17 protein-coding genes are annotated in these 18,285 nt (G+C 66.9%); 11 read left to right on the top strand and 6 right to left on the bottom strand.

The genetic code is table 11. The features are described from left to right. The first annotated feature begins 7 nt into the window (after positions 1-7). From GGR25_RS19940 to GGR25_RS19970, 7 genes are all read left to right on the top strand, one after another. Positions 8-934 (top strand): ROK family protein, encoded by a 927-nt coding sequence (locus GGR25_RS19940; protein WP_183400620.1) that lies wholly within the window; start codon positions 8-10, stop codon positions 932-934. A gap of 3 nt (positions 935-937) precedes the next feature. After that, the gene (locus GGR25_RS19945; protein WP_183400622.1) at positions 938-1,672 is read left to right on the top strand and encodes a copper homeostasis protein CutC; all 735 of its coding nucleotides are present in this window, start codon (positions 938-940) and stop codon (positions 1,670-1,672) included. 136 nt (positions 1,673-1,808) lie between these two features. Continuing rightward, a complete protein-coding gene (locus tag GGR25_RS19950) occupies positions 1,809-2,978 on the top strand; it encodes an ABC transporter ATP-binding protein (protein WP_183400623.1) in 1,170 nt (389 codons plus the stop codon). Positions 2,979-3,009: 31 nt separating this feature from the next. Continuing rightward, positions 3,010-3,567: a hypothetical protein gene (locus GGR25_RS19955; protein WP_183400624.1), complete on the top strand. Its 558-nt coding sequence runs from the start codon at positions 3,010-3,012 to the stop codon at positions 3,565-3,567. Beyond that, positions 3,545-4,246, top strand: a complete 702-nt coding sequence (locus tag GGR25_RS19960) for a cysteine hydrolase family protein (protein WP_183400626.1) — start codon at positions 3,545-3,547, stop codon at positions 4,244-4,246. Before GGR25_RS19955 ends, GGR25_RS19960 begins: the two co-directional genes overlap by 23 nt. Further along, positions 4,243-4,872, top strand: a complete 630-nt coding sequence (locus GGR25_RS19965; RefSeq protein ID WP_183400627.1) for an isochorismatase family protein — start codon at positions 4,243-4,245, stop codon at positions 4,870-4,872. Before GGR25_RS19960 ends, GGR25_RS19965 begins: the two co-directional genes overlap by 4 nt. Before the next feature lie 175 nt (positions 4,873-5,047). Then, on the top strand, positions 5,048-6,463 hold the full coding sequence (locus tag GGR25_RS19970) for an allophanate hydrolase (RefSeq protein WP_246410067.1): 1,416 nt from the start codon (positions 5,048-5,050) through the stop codon (positions 6,461-6,463). 26 nt (positions 6,464-6,489) lie between these two features. Here GGR25_RS19970 and GGR25_RS19975 read toward each other — a convergent pair whose 3' ends face one another. The 4 genes from GGR25_RS19975 to GGR25_RS19990 all read right to left on the bottom strand — a co-directional run bounded on the left by GGR25_RS19975 (position 6,490) and on the right by GGR25_RS19990 (position 10,889). Further along, positions 6,490-7,239 carry an SDR family NAD(P)-dependent oxidoreductase gene (locus tag GGR25_RS19975; protein WP_183400631.1) on the bottom strand — a complete coding sequence of 250 codons (750 nt, stop codon included), beginning with the start codon at positions 7,237-7,239 and terminating at the stop codon, positions 6,490-6,492. Positions 7,240-7,649: 410 nt separating this feature from the next. Further along, entirely contained in the window at positions 7,650-8,402 is a 753-nt protein-coding gene (locus GGR25_RS19980; RefSeq protein ID WP_246410126.1) for a carbohydrate ABC transporter permease, read from the bottom strand. 113 nt (positions 8,403-8,515) lie between these two features. Further along, positions 8,516-9,463 (bottom strand): carbohydrate ABC transporter permease, encoded by a 948-nt coding sequence (locus GGR25_RS19985; RefSeq protein ID WP_183400633.1) that lies wholly within the window; start codon positions 9,461-9,463, stop codon positions 8,516-8,518. Between the two features lie 139 nt (positions 9,464-9,602). Then, on the bottom strand, positions 9,603-10,889 hold the full coding sequence (locus tag GGR25_RS19990; RefSeq protein ID WP_183400634.1) for an ABC transporter substrate-binding protein: 1,287 nt from the start codon (positions 10,887-10,889) through the stop codon (positions 9,603-9,605). A 417-nt stretch (positions 10,890-11,306) separates the two neighbouring features. Here GGR25_RS19990 and GGR25_RS19995 point away from each other — a divergent pair, with 417 nt between their 5' ends. The 4 genes from GGR25_RS19995 to GGR25_RS20010 all read left to right on the top strand — a co-directional run bounded on the left by GGR25_RS19995 (position 11,307) and on the right by GGR25_RS20010 (position 16,300). After that, positions 11,307-12,728, top strand: a complete 1,422-nt coding sequence (locus tag GGR25_RS19995; protein WP_246410070.1) for an NAD(P)-binding domain-containing protein — start codon at positions 11,307-11,309, stop codon at positions 12,726-12,728. A 9-nt stretch (positions 12,729-12,737) separates the two neighbouring features. Continuing rightward, positions 12,738-13,778, top strand: coding sequence for a questin oxidase family protein (locus GGR25_RS20000; protein WP_183400636.1), 1,041 nt, complete (start codon positions 12,738-12,740; stop codon positions 13,776-13,778). Positions 13,779-13,792: 14 nt separating this feature from the next. Continuing rightward, positions 13,793-14,977 (top strand): amidohydrolase family protein, encoded by a 1,185-nt coding sequence (locus GGR25_RS20005; protein ID WP_183400637.1) that lies wholly within the window; start codon positions 13,793-13,795, stop codon positions 14,975-14,977. 108 nt (positions 14,978-15,085) lie between these two features. Beyond that, on the top strand, positions 15,086-16,300 hold the full coding sequence (locus GGR25_RS20010) for an MFS transporter (RefSeq protein ID WP_246410072.1): 1,215 nt from the start codon (positions 15,086-15,088) through the stop codon (positions 16,298-16,300). 4 nt (positions 16,301-16,304) lie between these two features. Here GGR25_RS20010 and GGR25_RS20015 read toward each other — a convergent pair whose 3' ends face one another. Then, positions 16,305-17,264: an NAD-dependent epimerase/dehydratase family protein gene (locus GGR25_RS20015; protein WP_183400638.1), complete on the bottom strand. Its 960-nt coding sequence runs from the start codon at positions 17,262-17,264 to the stop codon at positions 16,305-16,307. Between the two features lie 123 nt (positions 17,265-17,387). After that, entirely contained in the window at positions 17,388-18,176 is a 789-nt protein-coding gene (locus GGR25_RS20020; RefSeq protein WP_380146442.1) for an SDR family NAD(P)-dependent oxidoreductase, read from the bottom strand. Between the last annotated feature and the right edge of the window lie 109 nt (positions 18,177-18,285).

The raw sequence follows: 18,285 nt of genomic DNA on the forward strand, positions 1-18,285 counted from the left end.
GGCCCTCATGTCCCCAACCGGATCGCTCCCGACCCTCGCCTTCGATATTGGCGGCTCCAAGATCGAGGCCGCGCGGGTCGGGGCGGACGGCGCGGTCAGCGAGCGGGCCACGCTGCCGACGCCCCACACGGGCTGGGACGATTTCGCGCGTGCCATCGCAACGCTCGTGGAGAATGCCGGCGGCGCCAGCGCCATCGGCATCTCGATTGCCGGCACGGTCGATCCCGCGACCGGCATCGCCAACGCCGCCAATATCCCGTCGATCACCGGCCATCCGATCGAGCGCAAGCTCGCCGCCCATCTCGGCCTGCCGGTACGGGTCGGCAATGACGCCGATTGCTTCGCGCTCGCCGAGGCCAAGGCCGGCGTCGGGCGCGACCAGCCCGTCGTCTTCGCCGTGATCCTCGGCACGGGCGTCGGCGGCGGCGTGGTTATCGACGGCCGCATCCTGCGCGGCGCCCGCGGCTATAGCGGCGAATGGGGCCACGGCCCCGTCCTCGCCGACGCTGTGCGGGCGCGCGGCATTCCCCTCGTCGCCTGCGGCTGCGGCCAGGTCGGCTGCGTCGATGTCTATGGCTCGGTGCGTGGTCTCGAATATATCCACGAAGGCCTTTCGGGCACCAAGCTGGCCCGCCACGAGATCACCGCCGCCTGGCATGCCGGCGACGCCGCCGCCGCGCGCACGATCGAGACCTATGTCGATCTGCTCACCGCGCCGCTGTCGATGATCGTCAACACGCTCGGTCCGGCCGTGATCCCCGTCGGCGGCGGCCTTTCCGCCGAAACGCGGCTGATCGAGCGCATCGATGCCGTCGTGAGGGAGCGCGTTCTGGCCCGCTATGACGCCCCGCTCGTCGTCCCCGGGACGACACGCGGCGCGAGCGGCCTGATCGGCGCCGCCATGCTCGCCGCCGAACTGCTCAGGGAGGCCTGAGCCATGGGCGTGACGGTCGAGATCTGCGTCGACGGGCCCGACGGGCTCGCGGCCGCCATCGCCGGCGGTGCCGGCCGCATCGAGCTCTGCGCGGCGCTGTCGCTCGGCGGCCTGACGCCGACGCCGGGGCTGATGCGCATCGCGGCGAAGGCGCCGATCCCGGTCTATGCGATGATCCGGCCGCGCGACGGCGATTTCGTCTATTCGCCCGCGGAACTCGACCAGATGCGCCGCGACATCGACGCGGTGCGCGCCGCCGGCCTGGTCGGCATCGTCATCGGCGCCTGCGAGCCGCGCGGCCGCCTCGACGCGGGGGCGCTGTTCCATCTGCTCTCGCATGCCGCGGGGCTCGGCGCGACGCTGCATCGCGCCTTCGACGCGGCGCCCGATCCGCTGGAGGCGATCGACCTCGCCGCCTCGCTCGGCTTCGAGCGTATCCTCACCGCCGGCGGTGCGGGTCCGGCGGCCGAAGCGCTCCCGCGCCTCGCCGACTATGCCCGCCATGCCGGCGAGCGAATTTCGCTCATGCCTGGCGGCGGTGTTCGCGCGGGCAACGCAACTCAGATCCTCGCCGCGACGGGCGCCCGTGAGATCCACGCCTCCTGCCGGACCGGCGCGCGCGACGAAGCCGAGGCGGCGGTGCGGCTCGGTTTCGCGCATTCGGCCAGCAGCCCAACGACATCGGAGAGCGAGGTGGCCGCCCTCGTCGCCGCGGTGCGGACGTTCGAATTGGGCTAGGCTGAATTGCATACAATCGATCATCGGCCATCAGATCGCGATAATCTGAGAAGAATTTAAGCACGCCCGATCTTTGACAGGGCATTCGGCGGCGTGGCACTTTCTCCCCTCTCAACGATGGAGCCGAAGGGACTCGATGGCCGCGATCGTCTTCAACGGAGTTACCAAGCGCTACGACGACGGACAGCTCGCCGTGAACGCGCTTGATCTCGAAATCGCGGATGGCGAGTTCCTCGTGCTGGTCGGCCCCTCTGGCTGCGGCAAGTCGACGGCGCTCAGGATGATCGCGGGGCTCGAGGAGATCTCCGACGGCGACCTGATCATCGACGGAACGGTGGCCAACGATCTCGCGCCGCGCGACCGCAACATCGCGATGGTCTTCCAGTCCTACGCGCTCTATCCGCACCTGACCGTGGCCGAGAACATCGCCTTCGGACTCAAGGTGCGCGGCGAGGACAAGGAAAAGATCCGCAAGAAGGTCGCGGAGACCGCCGAGCTCCTGGAGCTTTCGGAATATCTCGGCCGCAAGCCCGGCAAGCTCTCGGGCGGCCAGCGCCAGCGCGTCGCCATGGGCCGTGCTCTCGTGCGCTCGCCCAAGGCCTATCTGATGGACGAGCCGCTCTCCAATCTCGACGCGCGGCTGCGCGGCCAGATGCGCGCCGAAATTGCGCGGCTGCAGAAGATGACAGGCGTCACGACGGTCTATGTCACGCATGACCAGGTCGAAGCGATGACCATGGGCGACCGCGTCGCGGTCATGAACAAGGGCGTGCTGCAGCAGCTCGCCGGCCCGCGCACGCTCTATGACGCCCCGGCCAATCTCTTCGTCGCCGGCTTCATCGGCTCGCCGCCGATGAACCTGCTCGCCGGCCATATCGCCGGTGACGGTGACGCGCTGGCCTACAGGCTCGGCGAATTGGTTCTGCCGATCGATGCGGCGGCCCTCGCGGCGCGGCCGGCGCTCGCCGCCAATGTCGGCAACGCCATCGTCGCGGGCATCCGGCCGGAGGCCTTCCGCATCGCCGAGGACCGGCCGGGCGAGCCGGGCCTCATCTGCGGCCATGTCGCCTTCGTCGAGGATCTCGGCGCCAACCTCCTCGTCCATGTCGATCTCGACGGCGCATCCGTCGTGGCCGCCGGCCTGCCGGAAGACAAGGACGAGATGTCGAGCGCCCGCACCCGCCTGCGCGCCGTCCTCGACGGCACGCTGCGCATCAAGGACGGCAGCCGCATCGGCCTCGCCGTCGACCCGGCCCGCATCCACGTCTTCGACGCGAAGACGGAAAAGGCGATCGCCGGCGCTTGATGAAAGAGGCTGGGCGGGAGATTGGGCTGCCGTGATGTTCAGGCTCGGCCATAGCGTGGACGGCGATTGGGTCGAGCATGTGTACCCGCCGGTCTACCGCATCAACGAAAAGGGCGATCGGATCACGGCCACGATTCCCCACGGAGATCCGTCCATCTTCAGGGCTCTGGCCCTGGCATCGGAGCCGCCTCACCTGCTGCTCTACGTCTTGCACACACCACGGGGAGAGGGCGAGGCCGGCCGATACCAAAGCCCGGAACTCTCGAACGAGGCCGTCGCCGACTTCATCGACAAATACGCGGCGTTCCTCCGCCAGGACGGCCGTTTCGACCTGTGGATACACGCCCCGAGGGCATCAACGACGATCGTCTGGGATCGACACAATCTGCTGCATGCCTATGGCGATGCCGAGCGCTTCGGCGAGCGGCTCGGAGAGCTCGGCTATCGGGCGGGGGAAATCGTCGTCCCGTATCCGCATGAGCACCACTACCACATGGAGTTGGACGACATGGCCCAAGGCCTTCTCGACGATGTCGATTGGTACCGCACGCCCCTTCGTCCCGAGGATGAGCAACGATTGGATGGCTGACATGCCCCTCCCCTGGCCGCTTTCCGGCTCGCTGGACCTTTCGCGCACCGCCGTGGTGGTGATCGACATGCAGACGGATTTCTGCGGACCGAATGGCTGGATCGACCGGCTCGGTCAGAGCATCGCGAACACCCGCAAGCCCATCGAGCCGATCGCCCGCCTGCTCAAGGCGGCCCGCGCCGCCGGCATGACGATCATCCATACCCGCGAGGGGCATCGCCCGGATCTGACCGACCTGAACCCGGTCAAGCGCTGGCGCAGCCGCGCGCATGGCGTCGGCATTGGCGACGAAAGCAATCTCGGCCGCGCGCTGACGCGGGGCGAGCCGGGGCATGACATCATCCCGGAACTCTATCCGGAGCCGGGCGAGATCGTGGTCGACAAGCCGGGCAAGAGCTCGTTCCACGCGACCGAATTCGACAATGTCCTGCGGGCTCGCGGCATCGAGGCGATCATCATCGCCGGCGTCACGTCGGACTGCTGCGTCCAATCCACGATGCGCGACGCATCCGACCTCGGCTATGACTGCATCCTCGTCACCGACGGGACGCAGGCGGTCGAGAACACCAATCACGAAGGCATGCTCGCCGTCATCGCGGCCCATGGCGGCCGCTGGGGCGCCTCGTCCACGGCTGACGAGATCAACGCTATGATCGCCAAGGTCGCGGAGGCGGCATGATGAAGACGTTCCAGCCCGTCGCCTCCCGCCCCTATGCCTGGCCCTATACCGGCGCCTGGACGCTTGCCGACACGGCGCTGTTCCTCGTCGATTTCCAGCGCGAAGCCGTCGCCGAAACCAAGGCCGAGGCCACCGTCGCGGCGCTCGCGCCGCTGCTCGCCGCCTGGCGTGCCGCGGGCGGCTTCGTGATCCATGGACGGCGCGGCTTCGATCCGCATGTCGGGCTGCCGCGCGTGCTCGCCGCGCGCAACGCGGCCCGGCCGCTCGACCGCATCCTGCCGCGCGGCAGCGAGGGCTGGGAGATCGTACCCGAACTCGCGCCGGTCGACGGCGAGCCCGTGATCGAGCATGCCGGCGACAATGCCTTTCTGGGCACGGACCTCAATTTCCTGATCGAGCAGCGCAAGATCGCCAACCTCGTCTTCGCAGGCCTCAGAACCGAAGGCGCGGTGCACGCGACCATGCGCGCGGCCAATGATGTCGGGCTCGAATCCCTCCTGCTCGAGGACGGCACGACCACCGATCTCGCCGGCGCCAAGGACACGATCCTCAACATCACCCGCTTCGGCTCCGGCCTGTTCGGCACGACCACGACGATCGCCGTACTGCGGGACGCGATCGCCTGAGATCGGCCGAGCTATCTCGCATCTCTTCACCTCTCCCTGAGGGGGAGGTCGGCCCGAAGGGCCGGGAGAGGGTTTACGGCCCCTCCGGCGAGTTCCCTCAATCCTCTCCCGCCGGCCTGCGGCCGTCGACCTCCCCCTCAGGGGGAGGTGAAGGAAGTAGCCCCCGGAAGCCATGATGACATCCCCCTGGTCCCCTGAAACCGGTTCGCTCGATCTCCAGACCCTCGGCCGCCTCTATCGCAGCGGCGCGCTAACGCCCAGCGCCGTCGTCGATGCCGTCTATGACCGCATCGCGCGGCGCGGCGACGATCACGTCTGGATCTATCTGGCCCCGCGCGCGCAGCTCCTTTCCGAAGCCGCGGCGCTTGAGGCTGCCGGACCGACCGACGATCCGCTGTGGGGCATTCCCTATTCGGTCAAGGACTGCAACGACGTCCCCGGGATGCCGACGACCAACGCGCTGCCCGAGATGGCCTATGTGCCGGAGACCACGGGACAGGCGATGCAGCGCCTTGCCGAGTCCGGCGCGCTCTGCCTCGGCAAGGTCAATATGGACCAGTTCGGCGTCGGCCTCGTCGGCGTGCGCACGCCCTATGGCGCCTGCTCGTCGGTGTTCCATGAGGACTTCATCTCAGGCGGGTCGAGTTCCGGCTCGGGCGTCTCGGTCGCGGCGGGCCTCTGCTCCTTCTCGGTCGCCAATGACGCGGCGGGATCGGGCCGCGTGCCGGCGGCCTTCAACAACATTGTCGGGCTCAAGCCGACGCCGGGCTTCATCTCCAATTCCTCGGTCTCCGGCGGCGGCTCGCTGAAGAGCGCCGAGACCATGACCGTCTTCGCGCTGACCACCGCCGACGCTGTCGCCGTGGGGCGGCGCATGGGCGGCTACGATGTCAGCTATGAATTCTCCAAGCCTGAGGCCAACACGGTCGATCTGACGATCAGCGCCCTCCCCGCCCGCTTCCGCTTCGGCGTTCCCGGCGGATCGGCGCTGCGCTTCTTCGGCGACGACGAGGCCGCCAAGCTGTTCGCCGGGGCAATCGCCCGGCTCGAAGCCATGGGCGGCACGCGCGTCGAGGTCGATTTCACGCCGTTCGAAGAGACGCAGAAGCTGCTCTATGGCGGGCCGTTCATCGCCGAGCGGGCGATCGCGATGGACGCGGTCGTCGAAAAATATCGCGACGTGATCCATCCGGTCACGCTGCAGATCCTGGAGACGAGCAGCGATTACAGCGCCAAGGACGTCTTCGCCGCGATGCATCGCATCGCCGCGCTGAAGCGCGACACGCGCGCGACCTGGGCCGATATCGACGTGCTGGTCGTGCCGACGACGCCGACGATCTACCGCAAAACGGAGATCCTCGCCGATCCGATCAAACTGAATGCGCAGCTCGGCATCTATACGAACTTCGTCAATCTGATGGGCCTCTGCGGCATGGCCGTGCCGAACGGTTTCCGCCCGGACGGGCTGCCGCAGGGCGTCACCTTCCTCGCGCCTTCGTGGCAGGATGCGAAGGTGGCGAGCTATGGCGCCGCCTTCCATAAGGCGACAGGCCTGACGCTCGGCGCCACCGGCAATCCGCAGCCGGACTGAGCCCGGCCGCGGATCGAGCGGCGCGATCAGACGGCGCTATAGGCGCCGTCGACAAGGTGATAGCTGCCGGTGATGAACGAGGCGCGGTCGGACAGGAGGAACACCGTCAGTTCGGCCACCTCCTCCGGGCGGCCCAGCCGGCCGATCGGATGCTTGGCGATCAGCGCCTGCTCCGCCTCGTCCTCCTCGATCACCTCATCGATGAGCGGCGTGCGGATGAAGCCCGGCCCGACCGAATTCACGCGCACGCCCTGCGCGGAATATTCCACCGCCGCATTCTTGGTCAGCCCGACGACGCCGTGCTTGGCCGCGACATAGGCGGGCGCGTTGGCGAAGCCATTGGTGCCGAGGATCGACGCCATGTTGACGATGGCGCCGCCGCCCGACTTCAGGATCGCGGGGATCTCGTAGCGCAGTCCGTAGAACACGCTGTTCAGATTGATCTGGATGACCTTGTGCCAATCCTCGATCGCATATTCGCCGGTCGGCGCCGACGCGCCGCCGATGCCGGCATTGTTCACGGCAAGATGCAGCGCACCGAAGGTGTCGACGGCGAAGGCAACAAGCGCCTCGACGGCAGCGGGATCGCCGACATCGAGCGTGAACGGCTTGGCCGCATCGCCGAGCGCGGCAGCGACGCTCTTCGCGTGCTCCTCGTTCAGATCAGCCACCACCACCTTGGCGCCGCCGGCCACCAGCAGCTTCGCGACGGCCGCGCCGATGCCCGAGCCAGCGCCCGTGACGATCGCAACCTTGCCTGCAAATTCCTCAGTCATCGTTCCTGTTCCAATACGGGTTCGGGCCCGCCGATAAATCGGCACACGGATCATATGGCACACGATCCTTATGCCGTGCAGATGACGATCCGGTTTCCCGCCGGACGCGCAGCGCAATGTCGCAGCCTGCACGCGGGACGCGATTGATCCCGATCAAGGCGTCGCCTCGCCCCGCCCGGGAAATTCGCCATGTCGAGGAATCATCGGGGAGTTCGAAATGTCGGGAGGCCATCTCATCGCCACCGTCTGCATCGTGGCCGTCTTCGCAGCCTTCATGCTGGCGCTGGCCTATGCGGAGCGCACGACGCGCTGAAAGGCACGCGAGCGAATCCAGGGCGCACGGACGAAAACGGCCAGTCTCGAGGGACTGGCCGTTTTGCTTCTGCTTGCCGAGATAGCCGACGCCGGCCTCAGTTCACGCCGCGGGTCACGCCCTGGATGAAGTATCGGTTGAGGAACAGCGCCATCAGCATGATCGGGATGGTGGAGAAATGGGCCAACGCGCCCAGCGTTCCCCAAGTGATGTCCTTCGTGCCGAAGGCCGCGAGCAGCGCCACCGACAGCGGCTTCGAATCGGTGTTGGTCAGGAACATCGCCACCAGGAAGTCGTTCCACGAGAACATGACGCAGAAGAGCGCCGAGGCGATGATGCCGGGGATCACGGTGGGCAACGCGACGCGCCAGAACGCGCCCCAGAGCGTGCAGCCATCCGTCAGCGCCGCCTCCTCCATGTCCTTGGGCAGCGAGCGGAAATAGGAGAACATCATCCAGGTGACGAAGGCGCAGTTGAGCGTCGTGTTCACCAGAATGACGGCCCACCAGGTCCCGAGCAGGCCGATGTCGCGCATCATCAGATAGAACGGGATCAGCGTCGCGATGATCGGCACGATGCGGATCGCGAGGAAGAAATAGGCGATGACGATCGCATAGCGCGACTGCGAGCGGGCGAGCGCATAGCCCGCCGGCACGCCGAGCAGCAGCGATAGCACCGCCGAGCCGAGCGAGATGATGATGCTCGACTTCAGCAGCGACCAGACGTCGAACACCTCGAAGACGCGGCGGAAATTATGCAGCGTCGGCTCGAAGATGAAGGTCGGCGGCGAGGAGAACATGTCCTTGGGCGGCTTGTAGGCGGTCGCCACCAGCCACAGCACCGGCACCATGTAGATGATGAGGATGATGACGAGCGCGGTGCGCTCGCGCAGCACGCGCTGCTGCAGCGCCGTGCGCCGGCGCGAGGGTGCCCGTGCCGGGCGGCTGTCGAGGGTCGTGACGCTCATGTCTCGTTGGCCCTCACATCGGCCCGGCGGATCAGAAGGGCGAAAGCGGCGGCCATGAACGCGATGCAGAGGATCGTGACATTGCCGATCGCGGAGGCGTAGCCGATGTTGAAGAACTGCAGGCCCTGCTTCACGCCATAGACCATCATCGAATTGGTCGCATCGGCCGGACCGCCGCCCGTCGTGACGAAGATCGAATCGAACACGCGGAACGCATCCATCATGCGCAGCACGAGCGCGAGAAAGACGGTCGGCAGCAGCAACGGCAGGATGACGAGCCGGAAGCGCTGCGCCGGCGTCGCACCATCGGCAAGCGCCGCCTCGAGAATATCGCCCGGCAGCGATTTGAGGCCCGCGAGCAGGATCAGCGCGACGAGCGGCGTCCACTCCCAGATATCGATGAAGATCAGCGTGGGCAGCGCCGTCGATGTGCCGGCGAACAGGCCGCGCGGATCGGTGATGCCCCATTCGGCGAGATAGTAGCCGATATAGCCGTAGTCGACGGCGAGCAGCGCGCGGAAGATAAGGCCGACGACCAGCGGGGTGATCGTCACGGGAATGAGCAGGAAGGCGAGCGCGATCCGGTTGAAGCGGCTGTCGCGCCACAGCAGCAGCGCCAGCCCGAGGCCCAGGACGAACTCGAAGACGACGGCGCCGAAGGTGAAGGCGAAGGTGTTGATCAGGGCGCGCTGGCCGGTCGCGTCGGTGAGCAGCTCGCGATAATTCTCCAGCCCGACGAACGTCATGCGCCCGCCGCGTCGCAGCAAATTATAGTCGTAGAACGAATAGACGATGCCCTGCGCCAGCGGATAGACGGCGATGGCGATGACATAGGCGACCGCCGGGACGGCCAGGCAGAACAGGAAGAGCTTGCGCCGATCCGTGAAACGCAGGCCGGAGCGGCGCCGCGGAACCGATGCTGTGCCGGCGGAAATGCTGGTCAATACGCTGAATCCTCGGTGGTTCGGAGGGCGCCCTGAACCACGATGCTCGACACGTCGCCGTCTACGCCTGACGGATGAGGCCCACCCCGCGCACGGGATGGGCCGATGCTTAGCGGCCGCGCGGGCCGGCTGGAATGGCTCAGAAGAGCTTCTCAGCCTGCTTCTGCGCCTCGTCCAGCGCCGCCTTGGGATCGGCACCGCCGACGAGAACGGCGTTCACGGCCGTGCCGAGGAGGTCCTGGATCTCCGGATACTGCGGAATGCGCGGGCGATAGTCGCCGTCGGCGTTCTCGAACGACTTGGCGATGATCGGCAGGAACGGATACTTGGCGTTCAGCTCGGGATCGGCCAGCGTCGACTTGCGGATATAGCTACCCGCGCCGAGCATGTTCATCTCCTTGTGGACAGGCGGGCTGACCAGCCACTTGATGAACTCCCAGGACGCTTCCTTCTTCTTCTCGTCGATGTCGTTGTTGATCGCCAGACCCCAACCGCCGAAACCGAACTTGGGCGGCAATCCCTTGCCGACCGGCGTGTAGGTGATGGCGACGGAATCGACGATATTCGACATGGACGGGTCATAATAGCCGGGCGCGCCGACCGACCAGGTCTCCATCATGGCGACGAGACCCTGGCGGAAGCTCTCCTCGCGGCCGCCCCAGTCATAATCGACGGCGCCGGGCGGTGCCGCCTTGTCGAACAGCTCCTTGTAGACCTTGAGGCTCGCGATATTGGCGTCGGAGTTCAGCACCGGCTTGCCTTCGGCGTTCAGCACGGAACCGCCGAGCTGGGCGTTGTACTGCAGCCAGTCCTGCGCGACGGCCGCACCCTTCTGGCCGTTGGCGACGAAGCCATAGATCTTCTTCGACGGGTCGGTGAGCTTGATCGCCGCCTCGACGAAGTCCTCGGCGGTCTCCGGCACCTTGATGCCGGCCGCATCCAGAAGATCCTTGCGGTAGGCCATCACGGCCGCATAGCCGGCGAACGGGAACGCGACCTGCTTGCCGTCGTACTGGCCGATATATTTCAGCGCGGCCGGATAGATGTCGTCGATCTGCAGCTCGGCCGCATCGCGCTTGATCCAGTCGGTCAGGTCGACGGAATAGCCGTTGTCGGCATATTGGCCGGCCCAGACGATGTCCATCGTCACCATGTCATAGCTCTTGGTATGACCGACGAAGTCCGCCTGCGTCTTGGTCAGCAGCGAGCCATAGTCGAGAATGTCGACCTTGACGGTCGCGCCGGTCTTTTCCTCGAACTGCGGTGCGAGCTTGGCGATCACCGCCGCGAACTGGTCGTTCTGCGACGCAATGGTGAGGGTCACGCCGTCGAGCGGCTTGTCGGCCGCGAAGGCGGCACCGGCCAGGCCGGTCGAGAGAAGCAGGGCGGCGCCGAGCCTCCGGGCTGTCGAATTGAGCTTTGTCATGACTCTCTTCCGTTGTGACAAGGGAGCGGAAACGGAGTATACATCAAACAAAATCGCGCTCAAGAAACGACATTTATTCAGTTATCACACAAAAACGAACATGCAACGCGCGCCTGAACTGAAACTCGACAGTGCGATCACATTCGATGCGTCACGCCACGTAATGTTCGATCCCGTCATCAAACTATGTTCGGGCACGTCTTCTTCCACCGATCTCGCTTCGCCCAAGCACGGCCTCGTTCACGCCGGCATGGACGAGCCGACCCAACCTGCCCCATACTCGCCCGTGCCCAATCCTGCATCAAGCCTCAGATTTGATCGCGGAACCGCGCGGCGAAGTGATCGAAGTCAAAGCAGCCGCCGGCCTGCTGGCCGACGTTCGACTGCCCCCACGCCATGTCGCCAAGGATGACATTGATGACTGCTGCCCTCGCCGAGCTCGAGAAACGCATCGCTGACGACCTCGAGCGGATCGAAGCAACCCCGCGCGCCTGGCTTCCCGAGCGGTCCGGACCGGACGGCGCGACCTTGCATAACGTCGTGATCGTGGGCGCCGGCCTGTCGGGCCTCTCCATCGCTTTCGGCCTCAAGCGCCAGAGCGTCGGCGACGTGCTGATCATCGACAAGAGCGCAGAGGGGCGCGAGGGACCGTGGGTCACCTGCGCGCGGATGGACACGCTGCGCTCGCCCAAGCACCTGACGGGCCCCGACCTCGGCGTGCCCAGCCTCACCTATCGCTCCTGGTACGAGGCGCAGTACGGGGCGCAGGCCTGGGACGAGGTCGGCAAGATCGATCGCGCCGACTGGATGGACTATCTGCGCTGGTACCGCCGCGTGACCGATCTCGATGTCAGGAATCGCACGACACTCGAGGCGATCGTCCCCTTCGGCGACATTCTCGCCCTCGACGTCAGGACGCCGGCCGGATCCGAGCGGATCTTCACCCGCAAGCTGGTGCTCGCGACGGGCATCGAAGGCGCCGGCGGTCTCGCCGTTCCGGATTTCGTCCGCACCGGCCTGCCGCGCGAGCGCTGGACCCATAGCGGCGAGCCGATCGAGACGGATCGCCTCGCCGGGCTCGACATCGGCATTGTCGGCGCCGCCGCCTCGGCCTTCGACTGGGCCGTCGCCTCGCTCCGCGCGGGTGCCAAATCCGTGACGCTGTTCGCCCGCTCGACCAAGTTCCCGAAGACCGAGGTCCTCGCCTGGACGAATTTTCCCGGCTTTCTCGGCCATTTCGCCGATCTCGACACGCTGCGGCGCTGGCGTTTCATGCGGCGCGTGTTCGATCTCAAGGTGCCGCCGACGCAGGAGATGTATCAGGCCGCGCACGCCTTCCCTCAATTCCGCACGGAGCTCGGATGCCCGCCATCCCGCGCCTCGATCGAGGGGGGCCGCATCCGCCTCGATACGCCGCGCGGCGATTTCCATTTCGACCATCTCCTGCTCGGCACGGGCTATGACATCGACCTGACCCGGCGGCCCGAGCTCGCCGATTTCGTCGACGATATCGCCCTGTGGCAGGACCGCTTCTCACCGCCACCCGGCGAGGAGGACAGGTCGCTGGCCCGCTATCCCTTCCTCGGACCGAATTTCGAGTTCCTGGAAATCGAGCCGGGACGTGCGCCGTTCCTGGCGAATATCCATGTATTCAACAATGGCGCCGTGCCCAGCCTCGGCCCGATCTGCAACGGCATCACCGGGCTCAAATATGGTGTGCCCCGCATGGTCGCGGCTCTCGTTCGCGGGCTGTTCCTCGCCGACGCGGATCGGTACTACGCCGATCTGATGGCCTATGATGAGGAACATTTCCGCGCCGAGGACAATGGACGGCAATAGGAGGAAACCATGAGCTTCGCCCTCAGCACGCGCGACGCGCTCGACGACATCCTTGCCGATGCCCGCCGCGACAGCGTCGAATTTCCCTATCTTCTCGCCAATCACGTCCCGATGGTGCTCGTCGCGCTATCGCGGCTCGGCGCCTCCGACGCGCGTGTCGCCGAGTATCTGGCGAATTATCGCCGCGTGAAGGGGCTGGTCCCCATTCCGCCGCGCGTCGCGCCGATCGAGCGGGCGCGCTGGACGGAAGCGCTCGGCGACCGGTCGCGTGAGGCGGATTATCGCGACTTCTTCGTCGCCGAGGTCCGCCGGCTCGGCGTGAACGACGCGATCGCGGCCTATCTTCCCACGCTCCTGCCCGGCATCGGCGCCAGCGCGCTGCACGGGCTGATGCGGCTCGCCTATGGCGTGCTGCGGATGGATCCGGACGAGGTCGGCACCGCGCTCGGCTATTGGGCGACGACCTATCTCAGAATGCCCGAGGCGACAGGCGCCGCGCCGATCACCGACGATCCGGCCGCCGTTCTCGCCCAGTCCGCCGCCATCGAAGGCATGCACCATCTCGAACCCGAGACGGACCTGCTCTGGCATACGATTCGCGCGGCGGGCGCCGAGCCCGGCTTCGCGCCGGTGGTCGACATGCTCGCCATCAAGTCGGACTGCCTGAAGCGCCTCGCCGCGACCTCGCTGGTCGTCTTCGCCACGGCGATGGACTTCACCTCGCTGCACGCGGTGACCGGGACCCATTGGGTCCGCCTCGTCACGCCGCACCTGCCGGAGGACGAGCGTCCGCGCCTGATCCGCTATTATTGGCAGATCATCGCCTCGCTGGTGCCGAAGATCGGTTTCCCGACGATCCCCGACGCGGAAACCATCGAGGCGTGGCGCAATCTGGACGCGCCCGAATGGCCGGAAATCGAGGCGAAGGCCATCCAGTCCGACGACGAGCACGACATCAGCCTGACCTTCTCCGCCCGCGAGGAGCAGAAGATCTATGGCGATCGGCTCTACCGGGTCGTCGCCGCGCGCCGTGTCGGCCTCATCGCATAGGAAGAAGACGTCGCATGCATTCCGATCTCGTCATCTCCGGCGCTCGCACGCCGGAGGGTGATCTCGTCGATATCGCCATCCGCGGCGCCACCATCTCGGCCGTCTCGGCAGCGGGTACGGCGGGCCCGGCCGAGCAGCGGCTCGACGCTGCCGGCTGGCTCGTGGCGCCCTCCTTCGTCGAGGGGCACATCCATCTCGACAAGACGCTGCTGGGCCTGCCCTTCATCCCGCATATCCCCGGCGATACCGTGGCCGCGCGCATCGCGGCGGAGAAGCAGCTGCGCCGGACCGTGCCGATGTCGATCGAGGAGCGCGGCGCCCGGCTGATCGAGCAGATCGCAGCCTTCGGCACGGGCAGCCTGCGCAGCCATGTGGATATCGACACGGAAATCGGCCTCGCCGGCCTGCATCAATTGCTCAAGCTGAAAGCGCGGTTCGCGCATCTGGTCGACATCCAGATCGTCGCCTTCCCGCAGAGCGGCATCATGGCCGATCCCGGCACGGCGGACCTGCTCGACGCGGCGCTGGCCGAGGGCGCGGATCTCGTCGGCGGTCTCGATCCGGCCGGCATCGATCGCGACGTGACCGGCCATCTCGATACCGTGTTCTCGCTCGCCGTGAAGCACGGCGCCGGCATCGACATTCACCTGCATGATGGCGGCACGCTCGGCGCCTTCGAGCTGCGCCAGATCGCCGAGCGGACGCTGGCGAACGGCTTTCAGGGCAAGGTCGCGGTGAGCCATGCCTTCGCGCTCGGCGATATCGACGATTTCGAGTTCGGCCGCACGAGCGAGCTGCTGGCGCGCGCCGACGTTGCGATCATGACCAACGGGCCGGGCCCGGTCCCGATGCCACCGGTCATGCGGCTGGCTGCGGCGGGCGTGACGGTGTTTGCGGGCTCGGACAATATCCGCGACGCCTGGGCGCCCTATGGCAATGGCGACCTGCTGCAGCGCGCGATGCTGATCGGCTATCGTCAGGGCTTCCTCGCCGACGAGGACGTCGCGCATGCCTTCGCGATGGTGACGGCGATCCCGGCTGGCGTCCTCGGCCTCGATGGCTACGGCATCGCGCCGGGCAAGCAGGCGGATCTCGTCCTGCTGCCGATGGCGTCGGTGCCCGAGGCGGTCGCCACGGTTCCAACCCGCCGCACGGTCATCAAGCGCGGCCGGATCGTCGGCGGCGCAGGCAATTTCTGATCCGCACGGAGCCGGTCACAGCCGGCTCCGCGTTCAATTGGCATCCGAACAAAAAGCTGGCATGTCTCGGCAGCGCCGCGCGCCTGCGGCGTGCGGGGATTCGCTCTCATGCCCACCACTTCGCGGGAACCCTCGGCGGCCGTCGCTCCGGCGCCGAAGATGACGCCCGCCCTGACGCTCCTCTTCGCCGTAGCCTGCGGTGCGATCGCGGCCAATCTCTACTATGCGCAACCGCTCGTCGCGCTGATCGCGCCCGATGTCGGCATGCCGCCGAAGGTGGCGAGCCTCGTCGTGACGCTGACCCAGATCGGTTACGGCCTCGGCCTGATCTTCCTCGTCCCGATCGGCGACATCTTCGAGAATCGACGCCTGATCCTGACATCGGTCGTCATCACCTCCGGCGCTCTCGTGCTCACGGCGTTCGCGCCGAGCGCCTTGCCCTTCCTCGCGGCGGCCTTGTTCTTCGGCTTCACGTCGAGCGCCGTGCAGATGCTGGTGCCGCTGGCGGCCAGCATGGCCGACGAGGAGACGCGCGGCCGTACGGTCGGCAACGTGATGAGCGGCCTCACCGTCGGCGTCCTTCTGGCCCGCCCCCTTGCCGGCTTCATTGCCGATCTGGTCGGATGGCGCGGCGTATTCGGTGTGTCCGCGCTTCTCATGATCGCGCTGTCGCTCCTGCTCGCCCGGCATCTGCCGCGGCGCCAGCCCACCGCGCAGCATAGCTATGGCGAACTGATCCGCTCTCTCTGGACGCTGTTCAAGTCGACGCCGGCCCTGCGCCGTCGCGGCTTCTATCAGTTCGCGCTCTTTGCCGATTTCGCTCTGTTCTGGACCGCCGTCCCGCTTGAACTCGCCGGCGGCGACTTCCGGTTGAGCCAGACTCAGATCGCCATCTTCGCCCTCGCGGGGGCCTCCGGCGCGCTTGCCGCGCCCATCGGCGGCCATCTCGCCGATCGCGGCCATTCGCGGATCGCCACGGGGCTCTGCCTTGCCGGCGGATCGATGGCCTTCCTGCTGGCCGGGTTCGGCCGCGATATCCGCTCCATCATCCTGATGGCCCTGGCGGCGATCGCGCTCGACTTTGTCGCGCAGATGAACACCGTGATCGGCCAGCGCGAAATCTACCTGCTGCCGTCGGCAGCGCGGAACCGCCTGAACGGCCTCTATATCGCAATGTTCTTCCTCGGCGGCGCAACGGGATCGGCTATGTCGAGCCCGCTCTACGAGACCGGCGGCTGGCGCGCCGTGGTCATCGCGGGCGCGATCCTGCCGGCCATCGCCTTCCTCTATTACCTCATGGAACTACGTACGAAGCGCGCCTGACGCATCAGCCGCGCGTCACCACGCCCTTCTCGATCAGCCAGGCGAGCGCCTCGAACACAGCCTCGAGCGAGGTATAGCGCGGCGCGTAGCCGAGGAGGCGCCGCGCCTTCTCGATCGAGCAGTTCGGGCTGTGCGCGATGTGGTCCCAGGTCGCCTCGGCCTCGCGCGTGCTGTGGGTCGCCTTCCATTCCGGCCAGGGCCGGAAGACGAGCTTCGGCTCGCGCCCGAACCAGGCCGAAACGGCCTCGGCGTAGCCGCGCAGCGTCACGGCGGCGGGCGAGACGGTATGGAAGGCTTCGCCAACGGCCGTGCTGCGGCTCGCGATCGCGCGCATGAACATCTGCGCGACATCGTCGGCATGAACGTGATGCACCGTCTCGAGCCCGAGATTGGGCAGCACCAGCTCCTCCCCCCGCGCCAGCGTCGAGAAGACGGCGGGATCGAAATGGCCGGCCGGGTTGAGCGGCTCCCAGCCCGGCCCGACGATATGGCCCGGATGGACGAGCGTCGCCGGAAAACCGCGCCGGCGCGCCAGATCCAGCAGATAGGCCTCGATCGCGGCCTTCTGGATTCCGTATTCGCCGAAGGGATGCCGCGGCTGCATCTCGGTGGTCGGCACGACGGCGCTCGGCCCATGCACCCAGATCGTGCCGGTGTGCAGGAAGTGCTGCACCTGGCCGACCAGGGGCTCGGCGAGAAGGCGCGCACTCTCGACCGTGAAGCAGGTCATGTCGACGACGATGTCCGGCCGCATCGACAGGATCTGGCGCCCGAACGAACCATCCTTCTCCGCCGCGTCGCGATCGATCGCGACGCTTTTGACCGAGGCCCAGGCCGCGTGCGGCGTATAGGGCTGGCGCTGGCCGCGGCTGATGTTCGTAACTTCAAACCCCGCCTCGACCAGCCGCGGCACCAGATAGGTGCCGACGTGACCGCTTCCCCCGATGACCACGACGCGCGACATGAACTTCCTCCCCGGATTGGTGGTGCGACGCAGGACGGCGCATCCCTTTCGCACCACTCTAGCCGTGGCAGACCCCGCCGGGGAGAGCCGATGCGGCCATCGCCGCGATTCGGCCGCGCGGCCTCAGTCCATCCGGACGCCGCCGGTGATGTTGATGCCCTGGCCGGTCATGAAGCGCGAGGCGTCGGACGCGAGGAACACGACGACATCGGCGACATCCTCGGGCTCCTCGATGCGGCCGAGCGGCGTGAGCGTCACATATTCGGCGCGAACGGCCTCCGGCGTCATGCCGCGCAGCTCGGCTTCCCAGATGATCTCGCGCTCCTGCATCGAGGTCTTCACGAAACCCGGGCAGACGCAGTTGACGCGGATGCCTTTCGGCGCCAGCTCGCGGGCGAGCGCCTGCGTCCAGCCGAAGACGGCGAACTTCGAGGCGGAATAATGCGCCAGAAGCGGCGCGCCGACCTTGGCCGCGAGCGAGGCCGTGTTGACGATCACGCCCTTGGGGTTGTGGGCGAGGAAATAGCGCGTCGCGATCTGGTTGGAGAGGAAGACGCCGCGCGTATTGACGTCGAAATTGAAGTCCCACTCCTCGTCGGTGATGTCGACGGCCGGGCGCATGGTCGAGACGCCGGCATTGGCGCAGAGGATGTCGAGCCCGCCGAGGCCTTCCACCGCCTGGTCGAAGGCGTGCTGGACCGATTCCCGCTTCGTCACGTCGATCTCGACCGCGAAGCCGCCATTCTGCAGCTCGGCGATGACGTTCTGGGCGCCCATGACGTCGAGGTCGGCGATCGCCACCGTGGCTCCGGCCCGGTCGAGCGCGCGCACGATTGCCGCGCCGATACCCTTGGCACCACCCGTCACCAGCGCCTTGCGCCCCGTGAGATCGAAAATTTCAGCCATTTGCATGCTCCCGTCGCGGCCACGTTGGATGGCGCCCAACAAAACCGAAATCCGAACACTTTACAACGCCGTCCTTCCAGATAATGTGCGGTTATGTGCGAACCTGTTGCAGTAT

Origin of the sequence: Kaistia hirudinis (assembly GCF_014196455.1) — a bacterium.
Lineage (GTDB): Bacteria > Pseudomonadota > Alphaproteobacteria > Rhizobiales > Kaistiaceae > Kaistia > Kaistia hirudinis.